This window comes from Streptococcus parasanguinis (assembly GCF_016648855.1).
Taxonomy (GTDB): domain Bacteria; phylum Bacillota; class Bacilli; order Lactobacillales; family Streptococcaceae; genus Streptococcus; species Streptococcus parasanguinis_L.
The window spans coordinates 67,238-84,305 of sequence record NZ_JACLQU010000004.1 but is presented as its reverse complement, the minus strand read 5'-3'; the positions used below and the strand labels follow the sequence as shown (position 1 = coordinate 84,305).

The 17,068-nt window shown below is 41.5% G+C and carries 19 protein-coding genes, 1 riboswitch and 1 other annotated feature (1 of these 21 only partly in view); of the genes, 18 read left to right on the top strand and 1 reads right to left on the bottom strand.

Annotation, left to right across the window (positions count from 1 at the left end; translation table 11 throughout):
• Positions 1-13: a sequence feature (ribosomal protein L20 leader region), on the top strand; it begins 116 nt to the left of the window's first position.
• Between the two features lie 16 nt (positions 14-29).
• The 15 genes from infC (at position 30) to H7T92_RS04000 (ending at position 12,741) form a co-directional block, all read left to right on the top strand.
• Positions 30-560 (top strand): translation initiation factor IF-3, encoded by a 531-nt coding sequence (gene infC / locus H7T92_RS04070; protein ID WP_003003721.1) that lies wholly within the window; start codon positions 30-32, stop codon positions 558-560.
• Positions 561-593: 33 nt separating this feature from the next.
• Entirely contained in the window at positions 594-794 is a 201-nt protein-coding gene (gene rpmI / locus H7T92_RS04065; RefSeq protein ID WP_001125942.1) for a 50S ribosomal protein L35, read from the top strand.
• Between the two features lie 49 nt (positions 795-843).
• Positions 844-1,203: a 50S ribosomal protein L20 gene (gene rplT / locus H7T92_RS04060; RefSeq protein ID WP_000124830.1), complete on the top strand. Its 360-nt coding sequence runs from the start codon at positions 844-846 to the stop codon at positions 1,201-1,203.
• Positions 1,204-1,455: 252 nt separating this feature from the next.
• Positions 1,456-1,923: a deoxycytidylate deaminase gene (locus tag H7T92_RS04055; RefSeq protein ID WP_152904517.1), complete on the top strand. Its 468-nt coding sequence runs from the start codon at positions 1,456-1,458 to the stop codon at positions 1,921-1,923.
• A 171-nt stretch (positions 1,924-2,094) separates the two neighbouring features.
• Entirely contained in the window at positions 2,095-2,526 is a 432-nt protein-coding gene (locus H7T92_RS04050; RefSeq protein ID WP_201037151.1) for a hypothetical protein, read from the top strand.
• Between the two features lie 134 nt (positions 2,527-2,660).
• Positions 2,661-3,092 (top strand): hypothetical protein, encoded by a 432-nt coding sequence (locus H7T92_RS04045; RefSeq protein ID WP_201037150.1) that lies wholly within the window; start codon positions 2,661-2,663, stop codon positions 3,090-3,092.
• Positions 3,093-3,234: 142 nt separating this feature from the next.
• Complete coding sequence (locus tag H7T92_RS04040) at positions 3,235-4,461, top strand: ABC transporter permease (RefSeq protein WP_201037149.1); 1,227 nt, start codon at positions 3,235-3,237, stop codon at positions 4,459-4,461.
• Between the two features lie 399 nt (positions 4,462-4,860).
• A complete protein-coding gene (gene metK / locus H7T92_RS04035) occupies positions 4,861-6,051 on the top strand; it encodes a methionine adenosyltransferase (RefSeq protein WP_061590804.1) in 1,191 nt (396 codons plus the stop codon).
• A 192-nt stretch (positions 6,052-6,243) separates the two neighbouring features.
• A complete protein-coding gene (locus H7T92_RS04030; protein WP_201037148.1) occupies positions 6,244-7,503 on the top strand; it encodes a UDP-N-acetylglucosamine 1-carboxyvinyltransferase in 1,260 nt (419 codons plus the stop codon).
• 56 nt (positions 7,504-7,559) lie between these two features.
• Positions 7,560-8,111, top strand: coding sequence for a GNAT family N-acetyltransferase (locus H7T92_RS04025; protein ID WP_201037147.1), 552 nt, complete (start codon positions 7,560-7,562; stop codon positions 8,109-8,111).
• Positions 8,104-9,381: a CBS-HotDog domain-containing transcription factor SpxR gene (gene spxR / locus H7T92_RS04020; protein ID WP_150905861.1), complete on the top strand. Its 1,278-nt coding sequence runs from the start codon at positions 8,104-8,106 to the stop codon at positions 9,379-9,381. The genes H7T92_RS04025 and spxR overlap by 8 nt, the downstream gene beginning before the upstream one ends.
• A 21-nt stretch (positions 9,382-9,402) precedes the next feature.
• On the top strand, positions 9,403-10,263 hold the full coding sequence (locus tag H7T92_RS04015) for a methionyl aminopeptidase (protein ID WP_003015764.1): 861 nt from the start codon (positions 9,403-9,405) through the stop codon (positions 10,261-10,263).
• Positions 10,264-10,347: 84 nt separating this feature from the next.
• Positions 10,348-11,319, top strand: a complete 972-nt coding sequence (locus H7T92_RS04010) for a YihY/virulence factor BrkB family protein (RefSeq protein ID WP_201037146.1) — start codon at positions 10,348-10,350, stop codon at positions 11,317-11,319.
• A 253-nt stretch (positions 11,320-11,572) separates the two neighbouring features.
• Entirely contained in the window at positions 11,573-12,037 is a 465-nt protein-coding gene (locus tag H7T92_RS04005; protein WP_070660317.1) for a MarR family winged helix-turn-helix transcriptional regulator, read from the top strand.
• A complete protein-coding gene (locus H7T92_RS04000; protein WP_201037145.1) occupies positions 12,034-12,741 on the top strand; it encodes a B3/B4 domain-containing protein in 708 nt (235 codons plus the stop codon). Before H7T92_RS04005 ends, H7T92_RS04000 begins: the two co-directional genes overlap by 4 nt.
• 25 nt (positions 12,742-12,766) lie before the next feature.
• On the opposite strand, the gene H7T92_RS03995 is transcribed toward H7T92_RS04000, so the two are convergent.
• Positions 12,767-13,210, bottom strand: coding sequence for a GtrA family protein (locus H7T92_RS03995; protein ID WP_021153029.1), 444 nt, complete (start codon positions 13,208-13,210; stop codon positions 12,767-12,769).
• A 28-nt stretch (positions 13,211-13,238) separates the two neighbouring features.
• Positions 13,239-13,345: riboswitch (PreQ1 riboswitch) on the top strand.
• On the opposite strand from H7T92_RS03995, the gene H7T92_RS03990 reads away from it, so the two are divergent.
• The 3 genes from H7T92_RS03990 to H7T92_RS03980 all read left to right on the top strand — a co-directional run bounded on the left by H7T92_RS03990 (position 13,343) and on the right by H7T92_RS03980 (position 17,026).
• Positions 13,343-13,852 (top strand): QueT transporter family protein, encoded by a 510-nt coding sequence (locus tag H7T92_RS03990; protein WP_201037144.1) that lies wholly within the window; start codon positions 13,343-13,345, stop codon positions 13,850-13,852. It overlaps the preceding riboswitch by 3 nt.
• Positions 13,853-14,095: 243 nt before the next feature.
• Positions 14,096-16,054: an NAD-dependent DNA ligase LigA gene (ligA, locus tag H7T92_RS03985; protein ID WP_201037143.1), complete on the top strand. Its 1,959-nt coding sequence runs from the start codon at positions 14,096-14,098 to the stop codon at positions 16,052-16,054.
• 9 nt (positions 16,055-16,063) lie between these two features.
• On the top strand, positions 16,064-17,026 hold the full coding sequence (locus H7T92_RS03980) for a diacylglycerol kinase family lipid kinase (RefSeq protein WP_201037142.1): 963 nt from the start codon (positions 16,064-16,066) through the stop codon (positions 17,024-17,026).
• Positions 17,027-17,068: the final 42 nt, after the last annotated feature.

Genomic DNA, 17,068 nt, shown 5'->3' with positions numbered 1-17,068 from the left:
CTTTGTTTTTCTCGAATAATAAAAAAGAGGTGAAAACCATAGCAAAGCAAGACTTATTCATCAATGATGAAATTCGTGTACGTGAAGTTCGCTTAATCGGTCTTGAAGGTGAGCAATTGGGTATCAAACCACTTAGCGAAGCGCAAGCACTTGCAGACGACGCTAATGTTGACTTGGTTCTCATTCAACCTCAAGCTAAACCTCCTGTTGCGAAAATTATGGACTACGGTAAGTTCAAATTTGAGTACCAGAAGAAGCAAAAAGAACAACGCAAAAAACAAAGCGTTGTGACCGTGAAAGAAGTTCGATTGAGCCCAGTGATTGACAAGGGTGATTTCGATACAAAACTTCGCAATGCTCGCAAATTCCTTGAAAAAGGAAATAAAGTGAAGGTATCCATTCGCTTTAAGGGTCGTATGATTACCCACAAAGAGATTGGTGCTAAAGTTTTAGCCGACTTCGCTGAAGCGACACAAGATGTGGCGATCATCGAACAACGTGCTAAGATGGATGGACGTCAAATGTTCATGCAATTGGCGCCAGCAACTGACAAGAAATAATCTGTCAGAAAGTTAAAAAAAGGAGAAAATATCATGCCAAAACAAAAAACACACCGCGCATCAGCTAAACGTTTCAAACGTACAGGTTCTGGTGGACTTAAACGTTTCCGTGCTTACACTTCTCACCGTTTCCACGGAAAAACTAAGAAACAACGTCGTCATCTTCGTAAAGCATCTATGGTGCATTCAGGAGATTTCAAACGTATCAAAGCAATGCTTACTCGCTTGAAATAATTGCGTATTCGTAAGTAAAGAATTCTAGGAAATATTGGAGGAAATATAAATGGCACGTGTTAAAGGTGGCGTTGTATCACGCAAACGTCGTAAACGTATTCTTAAATTAGCTAAAGGTTACTATGGAGCTAAACATATCTTGTTCCGTACTGCAAAAGAACAAGTAATGAACTCTTACTACTATGCATACCGTGACCGTCGTCAAAAGAAACGTGACTTCCGTAAATTGTGGATCACACGTATCAATGCGGCAGCTCGTTTGAACGGACTTTCATACTCACAATTGATGCATGGTTTGAAATTGGCTGAGATCGAAGTGAACCGTAAAATGCTTGCTGACTTAGCTGTTAACGATGCAGCAGCTTTCACAGCTCTTGCAGATGCAGCTAAAGCAAAACTTGGTAAATAATGTTTATAATAGGCTGGGCAAAAGTTGTCCAGCCTTTGATGTATGATAGAAATAACTGTATGACGCAGTGGTTGATTGGTATCTTTATTCGCTTTTTAAGCTCTAAAGATGACCTAATCAACTGTGCGGGGGTGGGAAAACGAACTCTTTTTTACTAGTCAGAGTTCTTTCCCACTCCCTTTTTTTCTTGTTGATTTCATGCTATAATGAAAATAATCGTAACCGATATGAGGAGAGATGGAGGATATAAAGGTGATACACAATCGACTAGCATGGGACGAATATTTTGCAGCACAGGCCTTACTGATTTCGAATCGAGCGACATGTAATCGAGCGAAAGTAGGCGCTGTTCTGGTTAAGGATAATAAGGTCATTGCAACAGGGTATAATGGATCCGTTTCTGGGACAGATCATTGTCTAGAGGATGGCTGCCTCATGGTCGAGGGACATTGTGTCCGGACGATTCATGCGGAAGTCAATGCTATTTTGCAAGGAGCTGAACGTGGAATTCCAAAAGGCTTTACAGCTTATGTGACGCATTTTCCTTGCCTCAATTGCACCAAGCAGTTGCTTCAAGTTGGTTGCAAGCGGGTCGTTTATATCCATCAATACCGCATCGATGAATATGCCGAGTATCTTTACCGTGAAAAAGAAGTAGAACTGGTCAATTTACCAATTGAAGAAGTGAAAAGAGCTATTGCTGAGGCTGATTTTATTTAGGGAAGATTTCCAGCCTATTTCATGATATGTTAGCAATCTAATTGGAAACCTGTCCAAATTAATGTTTAAGAGATAGCATTGAATAGATGGCTATCATGAAAAGAATGATGGAATCAAGAATAATGGTGTTAAAGGAAAAACATAAAAATATAAGAAAGGAAGGAGAAAGTGATGACAAACCAAGAGAAACATTTTGAGGAAAATAAAGAGCATCGTAAGATCAGTGAAGATCATCCCAATTCTATATTTGTTCAGAATCCTCCAAAAGAAAATAGCTTACATTCTATTCTTCTTTCAGTTACCTTTTACTTATCCATTATCTATCTTGTATTGTTTGCCTTTTCCTTTAATATTTTGGGATTTTTCGTGTTGTTGATTTTTCTAACACCAAACTTCTTAGGTGTTGCTATTGGGACCATTTTACTTAGACTAGGGATGAAGAAGAGGAATAAAAGCCTTCTCTATGCGAGTTTCGGACTTTATCTGCTGTCTATCATCTTGGGTTATGATCTAGATTGGGAAATTTTTCGAATCGCTCCGTTACTGCTAGGTATTCTGGTTTTGATTGGAACACTCTTAGTTGAAGAAGAAAAAAGCTATTAATTAAAAATGGGTATAGTCAACTCTACTCAATAAAAAGTATTCGGGTCGATCAAAGAGATAGTTAAATCAGTTCATCCGCTCTATTTTTAAGCGCTATTATTTGAAAGAATAACAAAAAATGTTAGAAGAAAGTTATGACAGATCAACAAAAGAATCCTGAAGTAGATAAAGAAAATGAGTCATATGCTTCAGATGAAAGTCTTTTTCCGAACAATGAAATGAAGCCAGAGAAGAGAATTGGAAATTCTGTAATCCTTTCTATTGCTTTGTTCTTGGCCATTGTTTATATAGTTTTACTTTTATTAGGTCTCTTTTCAATGGGAGCGTGGGCTGGTGGCTTTTTGTACTTTTTGGGTATCCATATGATTAGCTTTGTGATTGCAACCATCCTGCTTTGGAATGGAATAGTGAATGGCAATAAAGCAACTCTTTTTATAGCAGTAGCTATTTATGTTTTTTCATTTATTGCTGCGGGTGATCCGGATTGGGTGATTAATCATATACCACCGCTTGTGGTAGGAATGCTGGTATTGATTGGAACTGTATTGTTAAAAAATGAAGAGTGATGATAGGGGGTAGGGTGTTCAATCATCCTATCTTTTTTATTTATTTAGTACTGATAACGTACTAAGGAAACGGTTACAAATTGTGTTATAATTTAAATAAATGAATCGTTAAATACTTTTCTTAGAAAGCGGAGGATTATCTATGTCTAGAAAAAAATGGTATGGTATTCTGCTAATTCTTGAAGCAATTCTTTATCTTGTTTCTTATGGTAGTAGTCTAGTAGAGAGCTATAATGTCCAAAATTTAAATGGAAATACACCACTGATCACTACCTCTAGTATTTTTTCTATATGGAATGGAATGATTATTTGCTGGGTAATTTGGAGAATTATGAAGCAACGTTTAAATGTTGAAGGATTGATAGCTGCTCTTCTCCTCTCAATTACCCAACTACTGATGTTTGTTTTACCCCCTTTTTCTCCAACAAATTTGATGAACATTTCCTTTTTGCTAAATATCATTTGTTTAATATGGATTTGCTTGCTTATAAAGAATGTAGAAATGAGGGAGCTTTTAAACAATTGGAAAAGTAAAGATGGTTGGAAATCATCGATAGCTTATTTAGTACTATTTGTTTCCTCTACAAATATTTCTCCACTATTTATATTGATTGGTATGGATAGAACGAGTGACATTTACGCTTTTACACTTCGATACAGTGTAATGGAGTTAATGTTTTTACTTCAGATTAATGTTATGATCACAAGTACAAGTGATAAACTTCAGAAAGTCTTTTCTATTTTGCTCATTTTATCTTCCCTTGTTGAGATAGGTATAGTATACTCTTTCATCTCTCGTATAAGCTTTTACGGTCTCTTTTATCTTCTCTTATCGATTTATATTGCTTGTCGTGTTTTTAGTTTACTTGAGAAAGTTGCAGTTAGCTGGGAGTCCAAGGTGAAAGTACAAGATCTATCATCTATTGACACTAAACCAGAGATGGCGGACTCTCAAGTAGAAGGAGACATAGATGTAAACGATCAGTTGAATGCTGATATACAATCAAACAATGATAAAGAAAATTCGCCAAAGAGGATCATTCTTCATTCGTCTTGGTTATGGAGCGCCCTTATAATAGCAGTCTGCCACCTTGGTATTATGATTTTTCCTTTATTTTTAGGAAACCCCATGTATCTACTGATCTTATATATTGGTGCCCTCCATTATATTTGTTTTATGATTGCGACTATATTACTTTTCATAGGTATGAGGAATGGAAATGTGGGTCTCTTAAATACATCAGCCGTCTTATTTATTGTTTCCATCATAGGTACGCTAGATCCTTATTGGACAGGTCCAAATATTTTATCCTTGGTTTTAGGAGTCCTGGTATTTATTGGAGGTATATTATTTAAAAATGGAGACTGATTAAAGTAGATAGGGTTGAAAATTTTTAAAGAACTGTTATCATTTAAGTAGGTGGTAGGTTTTCGAGTACCCATTGGTACGCGGACGCCTATCATTTTTGAAGATAAAAAAAGCACCGTGTGAGGGTGCTAGATCTTGCCTGCTGAACTCGTCAATTGATAGATACCCTACGGGGTATTTTTTGTGAATTTTTTAGGAACTTTGAGGACTGTTTAAGTCAGTTTAACTAGGTAGTGCATAGACCGAAAAAGCTGATTTAATGGGCTTTTTGAAAAATCATTTTCCATATCATATGTAATGTGTTATAATGAAGTGTTATATGGTCCCGATAAGGTGGTAGAAATCTTCTATCAGTACTTTGTAACTCTATAACAATATTTTTTAAGGGGGGACATTTTTATGTCAGAACGTAAACTTTTCACGTCTGAATCAGTATCTGAGGGGCATCCAGATAAGATTGCAGACCAAATTTCAGATGCTATTTTAGATGCTATTTTAGAGCAAGATCCAGAAGCTCACGTAGCTGCCGAAACAGCTGTTTATACTGGTTCCGTGCATGTCTTTGGTGAGATTTCAACGACTGCTTATGTGGATATTAACCGTGTGGTTCGTGATACCATTGCAGAGATTGGTTATACTAATACGGAATATGGATTCTCAGCTGAAACTGTAGGAGTACACCCATCTTTGGTGGAACAATCTCCTGATATTGCCCAAGGGGTTAATGAAGCCTTGGAAGTTCGTGGAAACGCAGATCAAGATCCACTTGATTTGATCGGAGCAGGAGACCAAGGTCTCATGTTTGGTTTTGCAGTGGATGAAACAGAAGAACTCATGCCATTACCGATTTCACTCAGCCACAAGTTGGTTCGTCGTTTGGCTGAACTTCGTAAGTCTGGGGAAATCAGCTATCTTCGTCCAGATGCCAAATCACAGGTCACTGTCGAGTACGATGAAAATGACCAGCCAGTGCGCGTGGATACGGTGGTTATTTCAACTCAACACGATCCAGATGTCAGCAATGAACAAATCCATGAAGATGTAATTAACAAGGTCATCAAAGAGGTGATTCCAGCTTCTTATCTAGATGCTGAGACCAAATTCTTCATCAACCCAACGGGTCGCTTTGTTATCGGTGGACCTCAAGGGGATTCCGGTTTGACAGGTCGTAAGATCATCGTGGATACTTATGGTGGTTATTCACGTCACGGTGGTGGTGCCTTCTCTGGTAAGGATGCCACTAAGGTAGACCGTTCGGCTTCTTATGCAGCTCGTTACATTGCCAAAAATATCGTAGCAGCAGGTCTTGCTAAGAAAGCAGAAGTGCAATTGGCTTATGCCATTGGGGTAGCTCAACCTGTCTCTGTTCGGATCGATACCTTTGGTACTGGAACAGTCGCTGAAAGTAAGCTTGAAAAAGCAGCACGTGAGCTCTTTGATCTTCGTCCTGCAGGGATTATTCAAATGCTGGATTTGAAACGTCCAATCTATCGTCAAACAGCGGCTTATGGCCATATGGGACGGACAGATATTGACCTTCCATGGGAACGTTTGGACAAGGTAGAAGCCTTGAAAGAAGCTGTAAAATAATTAGTTGAAATGGAAAAGTTAGGGTCAAGTTGATCCTAGCTTTTTTTCGTTTTGAAAATTCCTACAGATGGAAAAATAGGTCGATCTGTGGTATAATAGATGCAGTATTTTGAATACGTTGTCCCTTTTATTTCCGTTACAAAAAACGATAGTAAAAGGAAAAAGACTTGAAAGAGCTAATAAATTATTAAGATGAAAAAAATTGTAATAAATGGTGGTCGCCCTCTAAAAGGAGAGGTGACCATTAGTGGTGCAAAAAATAGTGTAGTAGCCCTGATTCCGGCGACCATTCTGGCGGATGATATCGTGACCCTTGATGGGGTACCGGATATCTCCGACGTGGCGAGTCTGATTGAAATCATGACCATCATGGGGGCTAAGATCGAGCGCAAAGAAGACAGTTTGGTCATTGATCCACGTGGGGTGAAGAATATGCCCATGCCATTTGGAAAGATCAATAGCTTGCGAGCTTCCTATTATTTCTATGGTAGCTTGTTAGGACGTTATGGTCAAGCAACTGTTGGACTACCTGGAGGGTGTGACCTTGGACCACGTCCGATCGATTTGCATTTGAAGGCCTTTGAAGCAATGGGAGCCGCTATGACCATGGATGGCTCTAGTATGAAACTTGCGACTGATGGCAAGCCTCTTCAAGGAGCAAACATCTACATGGATACTGTTAGTGTCGGTGCAACGATCAATACGATTTTGGCAGCGGTCAAGGCTGAAGGTCGGACAGTGATCGAAAATGCTGCGCGGGAACCTGAGATTATCGATGTGGTAACCTTGCTCAACAACATGGGAGCCCATATTCGGGGAGCAGGAACAGATATTATTATCATTGATGGTGTTCCACAATTGCATGGAACGAGACATCAGGTGATTCCAGATCGCATCGAAGCTGGAACCTATATTGCCCTTGCAGCTGCTATTGGAGAAGGTATCCAGATCAATAATGTCCTGTATGAGCATTTGGAGAGCTATATTGCCAAGTTAGAGGAAATGGGTGTGCGCATGACCATTTCTGAAGATAGCATCTTTGTAGAAAAGCAGACGGGCTTGAAGGCCATCCAGATCAAAACGTCTCCTTATCCTGGTTTTGCGACTGATTTGCAACAACCGATCACACCTTTGCTCTTAACGGCTGCAGGACGTGGGCGCATTGTTGATACGATTTATGAAAAACGGGTCAACCATGTGCCAGAATTGGCTAAAATGGGAGCCACCATTTCGACCTTAAACGACCACATTATCTATGAAGGGCCAAATCAATTGACAGGATCCAGTGTGAAAGCGACGGATCTTCGAGCTGGTGCGGCTTTAGTGATCGCCGGTCTCATGGCTTCTGGAACAACAGAAATTACAAATGTGGAATACATCCTTCGCGGGTATTCAGATATTATTCATAAATTGACCCAACTTGGAGCAGACATCCAGTTGGTAGAGGAATAGTGACAGAACTAGGGATCTGATAGTGGCGGCTGGATACACGAACAATGGAGTTTGAAATGAATATTTGGACGCACTTAGCTGCCTATTCACTAATTGAGACACAAAGGTTGTATTTACGATCTTTTCTCTTTGAGGATGCGGAAGATTTTTATAAAATTGCTTCTAATCCTGAAAATTTACAATTTATCTTTCCTGCACAAGCCGATCTTGCCGAAACCCAGTATGTACTAGCCAATTATTTCATGAAAAATCCTTTGGGGGTTTGGGCAATCTGTGATAAGGAAACTAATCAGATGATCGGCTCCATCAAATTTGAAAAGTTGGATGAAATCAAGGGTGAGGCTGAGTTAGGCTACTTTTTACGCAAAGATTTTTGGGGAAAGGGCTTCATGACTGAAGCGGTCAAAGAGTTGGTTTATCTCTCATTTGAGAAATTTCAACTGAGGGAGCTTAAGATTGTCACCCATGTTGAAAATGCAGGGAGTCAAAAGGTCGCTTTAAAGGCTGGCTTTCGTCTCTTTCGACAATTTAAAGGGAGTGACCGTTATACGCGTAAAATGCGCGATTATTATGATTTCCGCCTAGGTAGAGGGGACTTCTATGAGTAAACACCAAGAGATTTTAGACTATCTCGAAAAATTACCGATTGGAAAACGAGTCAGTGTTCGGAGTATTTCCAATTTTTTGAATGTCAGTGATGGGACGGCTTATCGTGCCATTAAAGAAGCTGAAAATCAAGGAATTGTAGAAACGCGTCCTAGAAGCGGGACTATCCGTGTCAAATCGAAAAAAGCTGTACTAGAGCACTTGACCTATCGGGAAATTTTAGAAATCACCGGTTCTGAAATATTAGCAGGTGAGGAAGGTCTCGAAAAAGAATTTAATAAATTTTACATCGGTGCCATGACGGAAAAGCACGTCCTAGACTATGTGTCTGAAGGGGGGCTTTTGATCGTGGGAGACCGCACTAGCATCCAACGATTGGCTCTTAAGCATGACAATGCGGTCTTAGTGACAGGTGGCTTTGAGGTCAGTGAGGATGTGATTGATTTGGCCAATCAGGTACAAATCCCAGTCATCCGAACTTCACACGATACCTATACCGTCGCGACCATGATCAATAAGGCCTTGTCTAACATGCAGATCAAGACGGATATCTTGACAGTCGAGCAGGTCTATCGGCCCTTCCATGAGTACGGCTATCTTTCTGAGACGGATACGGTCCGGGATTATTTAGATTTGGTTCGAAAGAATCGCTTTAGTCGTTTTCCGGTTGTCAATCAGCACCAGATGGTGGTGGGGGTCGTGACCATGAGAGATGCTGGAGATAAGGCACCTCAGACGACCCTTGATAAGGTGATGTCACGGACCATTTTTACCACTAATTTGTCCACCAGCATTGCGACGATTAGCCAACGGATGATCGCTGAAGATTATGAAATGATTCCTGTTGTTCGTAATAACCAGACCTTGCTGGGGGTTATTACGCGTCGGGATGTCATGGATCGGATTAGCAAGGTGCAGTTTTCGAGCCTACCAACCTTTAGTGAGCAAATTGGTCAAAAGATTCAAACAGAGAACGACCATTACCAATTCACAGTGGAGCCAAGTATGCTGGAGAAAAGCGGTGTTTTGGCCAATGGTGTCATGATCGAAGTGCTGATGAAGGTTATTCGCAAGATGATGCAACACAGTGGGCGTAGCTTGATTGTCGAACAGTTGATCATCAATTTTTTACAGGCTGTGCAGGTGGATGATGTGATCCGCATTGAACCCCAACTTGTTCGGCGAACTAGACGTTCGGCCTTGGTTGATTTTAGCTTGTATTTAGATCTGCAGCTAGTCGCGAAAGCAACCATTACGATTAAGATTAATTAAACAAAAAGAAATGAGGAGACAATGATTACATTAAAATCACAACGTGAAATTGAAGCCATGGATCGTGCAGGAGATTTCCTTGCCAGCATTCATATTGGATTACGTGACTTGATCAAGCCAGGGCTTGACCTATGGGAAGTAGAAGAATATGTCCGTCGTCGCTGTAAAGAAGCCAATGTCTTGCCGCTTCAGATCGGTGTAGAAGGTAGTCTCATGGACTATCCTTACGCGACTTGTTGCGGTTTAAATGATGAAGTTGCCCATGCCTTTCCCCGTCATGTTATCCTGAAAGATGGTGATCTCCTCAAGGTAGATATGGTCTTATCTGAGCCACTCGACAAGTCTGTTCTGGATGTTTCAAAATTAGATTTTGATAATGTAGCCCAAGTGAAGAAATACACGGAGTCCTATACTGGTGGCTTGGCGGACTCTTGCTGGGCTTATGCGGTTGGAAATGTTTCGCAAGAAGTCAAAGATTTGATGGACGTGACTAAAGAATGTCTTTACAAAGGAATTGAGAAAGCAGTCGTAGGCAATCGCTTGGGAGATATTGGCGCAGCGATTCAAGAGTATGCAGAAAGCAAAGGCTATGGCGTGGTGCGTGACTTGGTCGGCCACGGTGTCGGCCCTACCATGCATGAAGAACCAATGGTACCGCATTACGGTCGTGCTGGACGCGGTCTTCGTTTGCGTGAAGGGATGGTCTTGACGATTGAGCCAATGATCAATACCGGTACTTGGGAGATTGATACTGATATGGAAACTGGTTGGGCCCACAAGACCCTCGACGGTGGCCTTTCTTGTCAATACGAGCATCAATTTGTGATTACAAAAGATGGTCCAGTGATCCTAACTAGTCAAGGTGAAGAAGGAACTTACTAAAAGATTGAGAGGAAAGAATGGAGCTGAAGGCACGTGTCTGGTTTCGCTCTTTGCTCTTTTTTAGTAAAAATGGGGAGGTGACGAATGAAAAAGGTCCTACAAAAAGTACTGGCTCAGCCATTTATAAAGGGCTTCGTGCGGTTTTATCAGAGTGCAGAGTCTGATATCACCAGTATTGCAGTTGCCTATTATTTGCTGATCTCCATTTTCCCTTTGATGCTGATTGCAGCCAATATTTTACCCTACTTTCATATTCGTCCCACTCAGATTCTTTTAAGCTTACAGAAAGTTTTGCCAGCCTCCTTATATCGAATAGTGGCACAGATGATTTCGAGTGTCTTGACCAAACCTTCGACAGGCTTACTGAGTTTCTCGATTATTTCTGCTTTGTGGATCTTCTCTCAGAGCATTGCCTACCTCCAAAAAGCCTATAACAAGAGTTATGGGGTGGAAAAAGAGCGTGGTATTATCTGGGGGCGACTCTTTAGCTTCCTGATCAGTTTTGCCTTGCAGGGCTTGTTTGGACTCTCGCTGATCCTTTCCATGTTTGGGAAAATGATCGTTCGCTATCTCTATCGGACCTTTTCATTTGATCGGACGATTTATGTGCGCTTACTGAATTTGACAGAGCCGACCATCTATCTCTTGCTTTTTGTTAGTCTGGTCTTGCTCTATTACACCCTTCCAAATGTCAAAATTCCGAAATTTAGATATGTATTGCCAGGGGCGACCTTTGTTGTTGCTGTCCTGTATGCGATCTTGAATATCTTTTGGAAATATGTGGATCGTTATGTGAGTCATTTCTTAGATGCTCGTTTCTTCGGTTCGGTCGTCCTAGCGGTCATCATGTTCTGGTTTATCTTGGTGGCAAAAATCATGATTATTGGTTGTATTTTAAACGCCAGTATCCAATTTGCTAGAGAAGCAAAGTTCCAAACGCGCAGTGGAGAAATTGTCTCTAAGTTAAAATCAGAAGAAGTGGACTTTCGGCATAGAGAAGTTTCACAAAAATTAAAGCTTCGGTTACGCTTGATAAAAAAAGAAAAAAAGGAATAAGGGAGAGTGGGACAGAAATCGGTAATTCGTTAGAATTCGATTTCGTCGTCCCACCTCCGCACAGTTGAGTAGGGCTGTAAAAGCTGATGAAATCAGCGTAGTAGAGCCCACTCAACCACTGCGTCTTGCTCGACAATTCAAAAATAATTGAGAGGCTAGGACTTTTGTCCCAGCCTCTTTTTTTCTTATCTATTTTTATTGCATTTGCAATAAAAATGTGTTATGCTATTGTCAATAGGAAAGGAGGAGTAAGATGAGTATTTTGCGTGAGATTGGCATCATTGCGAGAGCACTGGATTCTATAGCAAATATTGAATTCCGAGATTTGGATCTGGCGCGTGGTCAATACCTCTACTTGGTTCGAATTGCCGAGCAACCTGGAATGATTCAGGAAGAACTCTCTGAAGTCTTGAAAGTAGATCGATCCACCGTTGCAAGGTCTGTAAAAAAACTAGAAGAACGAGGCTTGATTCAACAGCGTCCAAGGGGTGAAAATCTTAAAATCAAGGAATGGGAATTAACTGAAAAAGGTAAGCAGATTTACCCCTTCATTTTAGGGGAGCATCTTTACTCTGAAAAAACTGCCTTAAAAGGATTTTCCAAAGAAGAAGTCGCACAGCTAGAGGAGTATCTGATCCGAGTTCGTGAGAATATCACCTTGGATTGGGAGCTAGTCAAAAAAGGTCAAAAAAGAAATTATAGTGAGGTAAAGCAATGAAAGTGACAGTCGATCAAGCATTTTGGGATTTATTTCCAACAGCTAGAATTACAGTGATGTCCTTGTATGGTATTGATAATACAGTAGATGAAGCCAAGGATCCTTATTTCAAAGAATTGTTGGACAAGGATGCCAAGCGAGCATGGGAGTTTATCGATGAAGAAAACTATACCCAGAGTGAGTTCGTTCAAGAGTGGCGCCAAGCTTTTAGCAAGTTTAAAACAAAAAAAGGAGCCCGATCTTCAATCGAAGCACTCTTAAAACGGGTTCACCAGGGACGTGAATTCTATCCGATTAATCCTTTGGTGGATCTTTACAATAGCGTGTCGATGGCTTATGCCCTTCCTTGTGGGGGAGAAGATATGGATAAATTGGTGGGTGGACTCTCTCTAGGTCAAGCGAAAGGAGGCGAACCTTTCTTTCCATTAGGTGCTGAAGAAGATGCTCCAGCTTTGGAAGGGGAGATCATCTACTACGACCAAGAAGGCGCCGTTTGTCGTTGTTTGAATTGGCGTGAGGCTCAAAGAACCATGCTAACTGAAGATACCAAGGACGCTATTTTGGTCATTGAAGCCATCAACGAGGAGCAGGCCAAACGGGCACAAACAGCCATGCAGGAATTGAAAGATCTAGCTAAGGATTATTTTGGGGTTGAAGGCACCATCTATCAATTAAGTGCAGAGCAAGCAAGTATAGAAGTTTAAAAGAATAAGGCTTGAAACAATCGTTTCAAGCCTTGTTTTTATTTTTAAAGACAAAGAGTTTACTAAAGACGTAATTGAGGACCACAATGGCCACTTGTGCAAAGAGGGTTTCAATCAGATTGATCTGGCTCTTGTTATTGTGGACAAATTGCCCGATAATTCCTGGGAACTGCTTGACAAAAATCTCAGTCAAGGCCATATCTAGAATAAAGGTCCCAGAGCGCGCAATTGCAAATCGGATCAAGCGCTGAAACCAGCCCTTTCTTTCTTGTTTAAAGACAATGGTATCGTTGGTTGCAAAGGCAAAGAGGATCCCGGCAATGTTTCCAATTGCGGTCGCTAATCGTTCGTCACGAGACACATGATAGATGAAGAGGCGGGTTCCGACGGAAACAATGGTTGTGGCAACTCCAAAAAAGAGATAGGATAAAATCTCATTATCAAAAAATTTTTTAATTAGTGTTTTCATAAATTCAGTCTACCATAAAACCTCAAAATATGCTATACTTGAAAGGTTGAAGAAATCAAACCTTCAACCCTTGGTGCTTAAGATCCTTTCGCCAAGCATATTACACGCGGGAAAACCGCTAAAGGAGAATAGATGAAACAGTTAACTGCTCGTGATATGGCACAAATTGCCATTGTTGCTGCGATTTATATCGTATTGACCATTACCCCACCTCTCAACGCTATGGCCTACTATGGCTATCAATTCCGTGTTTCGGAAATGATGAATTTCTTAGCTTTTTACAATAAGAAGTACTTGATTGCGGTGACGCTTGGTTGTATGATTGCAAACTTATTTAGTTTTGGATGGATCGATGTCTTTGTCGGTGGAGGTTCAACCTTTGTCTTCTTAGGACTTGGACTCATTCTATTTGGTCGATTCAAAAACAAGTTCTTGTTTGACGGTCTTATTCGCTTGGACCATTTCTTGTTTGCGATTTTCTTTTCCATCTCCATGTTTACGATTGCCTTGGAACTATACTACCTTCAAGGCCAACCATTCTTCTATAACTGGTTTACTATGGGATTGGGTGAATTCGCATCCTTGATTTTTGGAGCGATTGTGATCAATCAACTTTCTAAACGGATCGATTTTACAAAATAAGAAGAGAGTGGGACAGAAATCGGTAATTCGTTAGAATTCGATTTCGTCGTCCCACCTCCGCACAGTTGAGTAGGGCTGTAAAAGCTGATGAAATCAGCGTAGTAGAGCCCACTCAACCGCTGCGTCTTGCTCGACAATCCAAAAATAATTGAGAGGCTAGGACTTTTGTCCCAGCCCCTTTTTTTAATGCTAAGAATGCAGTAAATTCAAGGCTAAATTAAGATTTTATGATAAAATAAGAACATGAAAACCAGAATGAAAGAATTAGTGGAATTACTCAATCGATATGCTTACGAGTATTACACAAAAGACGCTCCATCTGTTTCAGATAGTGAATATGATCAATTATATCGGGAGTTGGTGGAACTAGAAACCGCTCATCCTGATGAGATCTTACCAGAGAGTCCAACTCACCGTGTAGGTGGGGTGGTTTTAAAAGGCTTTACCAAATACCAGCATCAGTATCCCCTTTATAGTTTGCAGGATGCTTTTTCGCGTGAAGAATTAGAAGCCTTTGATCAGCGTGTCCGTAAGGAATTTCCTTCCATCAGCTATGTATGTGAGCTGAAGATCGATGGCTTGTCCATTTCCCTCACCTATGAAAATGGAGTCCTCGTAACGGGGGCAACACGTGGAGATGGTTCAGTCGGTGAGGATATTACAGAGAACCTCAAACGGGTCAAGGACATTCCGTTGGTGTTACCAGAGCCAGTGAACATCACGGTTCGAGGCGAGTGCTACATGCCACGGGCTTCCTTTGATCGGGTCAATCAGATCCGTCAAGAAAACGGTGAGCCGGAGTTTGCTAATCCGCGGAATGCTGCTGCAGGAACGCTTCGCCAATTGGATACGAAAATCGTGGCCAAGCGAAATCTCGCCACCTTCTTGTATCAAGAAGTGAGTCCGACCGATCAAAGTAGTCAGGAAGGCGTGCTTGAGAAATTAGCCCGCTTAGGGTTTGTTGTGAACCAAGAGCGAGTGCTGGCTGAAGATATGGAGCAAATTTGGGACTTTATCCAAAAAGTAGCTCAGCTTCGGGAGGATCTTCCCTACGATATCGATGGGATTGTCATCAAGGTCAATGATCTAGCTGTTCAAGAAGAACTAGGCTTTACCGTAAAAGCTCCTAAATGGGCTGTCGCCTATAAGTTTCCAGCTGAAGAAAAAGAAGCGAAAATCTTATCGGTGGATTGGACGGTTGGACGGACCGGTGTTGTGACGCCAACTGCCAATTTAACTCCAGTCCAGCTAGCAGGAACTACCGTTAGTCGGGCAACCTTGCACAATGTGGACTATATTGCTGAAAAGGATATTCATCAGGATGATACCGTCATCGTCTACAAGGCGGGTGATATCATTCCTGCGGTCTTGCGTGTTGTTAAAGATAAGCGAGTCTCTGATCAAGCATTAGCCATTCCAACTCATTGTCCAAGCTGCCAGAGTGAGTTGCTTCATTTCGAGGATGAGGTAGCCCTTCGCTGTATCAATCCGCTCTGTCCAGCACAGATTAAGGAAGGATTGAGCCACTTTGCCAGTCGGGATGCTATGAATATCACAGGCTTGGGTCCAGCTGTTGTAGAGAAACTCTTCGCCGCTCAGTTGGTAGAGGATGTAGCTGGGATCTATCGTCTGACAGTCGAGGATCTATTGACCTTAGAAGGCTTTAAAGAAAAATCTGCTGAAAAACTCTATGAAGCCATTCAAGCTTCAAAAGAGAATTCAGCTGAGAAATTACTCTTTGGTTTGGGGATCCGCCATGTCGGTAGCAAGGTTAGTCAAATCTTGCTCCAAGAATTCCATGACCTCGATCAATTGGCTACAGCTGATCCAGAACGAATTGCCAGCATTGACAGTCTCGGTATGGTCGTGGCTGAAAGCCTCAAGCGTTATTTCGCACAAGAAGGATCCAAGCGCCTATTGCAAGAGCTTAAAGAAGCTGGCGTCAATATGGACTATCTTGGTGAGAAAGTCGCTGCTGATGCGGCCCTATCAGGAATGACAGTCGTTTTGACTGGGAAGCTAGAGCGACTCACGCGTTCAGAAGCCAAGGCAAAATTAGAAAGTCTGGGCGCTAAGGTGACTGGATCGGTTTCCAAAAAAACAGATTTGGTCGTTGCTGGTAGTGACGCTGGTAGCAAGTTAACCAAAGCACAAGAATTAGGAATCCAGGTAGAAGATGAGGCCTGGCTTGAAAGTTTATAGAGGATCTTTATGGTAGAACGAATCAAAAAAGCCCGTTTAATTTATAATCCGACCTCTGGGCAAGAAATTATCAAGAAAAATATTGCGGAAGTCTTGGACGTACTCGAAGACGTGGGCTATGAAACCAGCGCTTATCAAACGACTCCAGAACCATTTTCTGCCCAAAATGAAGCAGAAAGAGCCGCAAAAGCAGGCTTTGATTTAATCATTGCTGCTGGTGGAGATGGTACGATTAACGAAGTGGTCAATGGGGTTGCAGGTCTGGAAAATCGTCCGCAGATGGCCTTTATCCCGACCGGTACCACCAATGACTATGCGCGTGCCTTGAAGATCCCGATGGGAGATCCTGTGGCAGCTGCCCGCATTATAGAAAAAAACCAAACCATTCAGATGGATATTGGTCGTGCCTATGGCAGCAAGTATTTCATCAACATTGCTGCAGCAGGAACCATGACAGAATTGACCTTCAGTGTTCCAAGTAGTGTTAAATCTCGCTTGGGTTACTTTGCCTATGTGGCAGAAGCTGCTAAAATGTTGCCGCGAAACAAGGCTCGTAAGGTGCGGATTGAGCATGACAATGATGTCTTTGAAGGGCCAGCGTCTATGATTTTCGTGGCCTTGACCAACTCCATTGCTGGTTTTGAAAGTGTCGCACCAGATGCTAAGCTCGATGATGGAAACTTCACCTTGATTATCGTAAAAACTGCTAAGCTCTTTAACATGTTGTCCTTGATGATTCAGGCCATTAATGGAGGCAAGCATGTGCACGATGAAAATGTAGAATATCTCAAGACCAAGAAGTTGTCGATCGAAATGTTAGGGAAAAATGCTCAACCATTCCGCATCAATCTAGATGGCGAATATGGGGGAGATACTCCAGTTGAATTGGAAGTCTTTCATAATCACTTGGAATTCTTTGCGAATATTGATGAAATCAACAACGATGCATTGGTTCATACATCTGAAGAATAAAAACAAATAGTTGGAACCATATACGTGTTTCACGAGCGAATG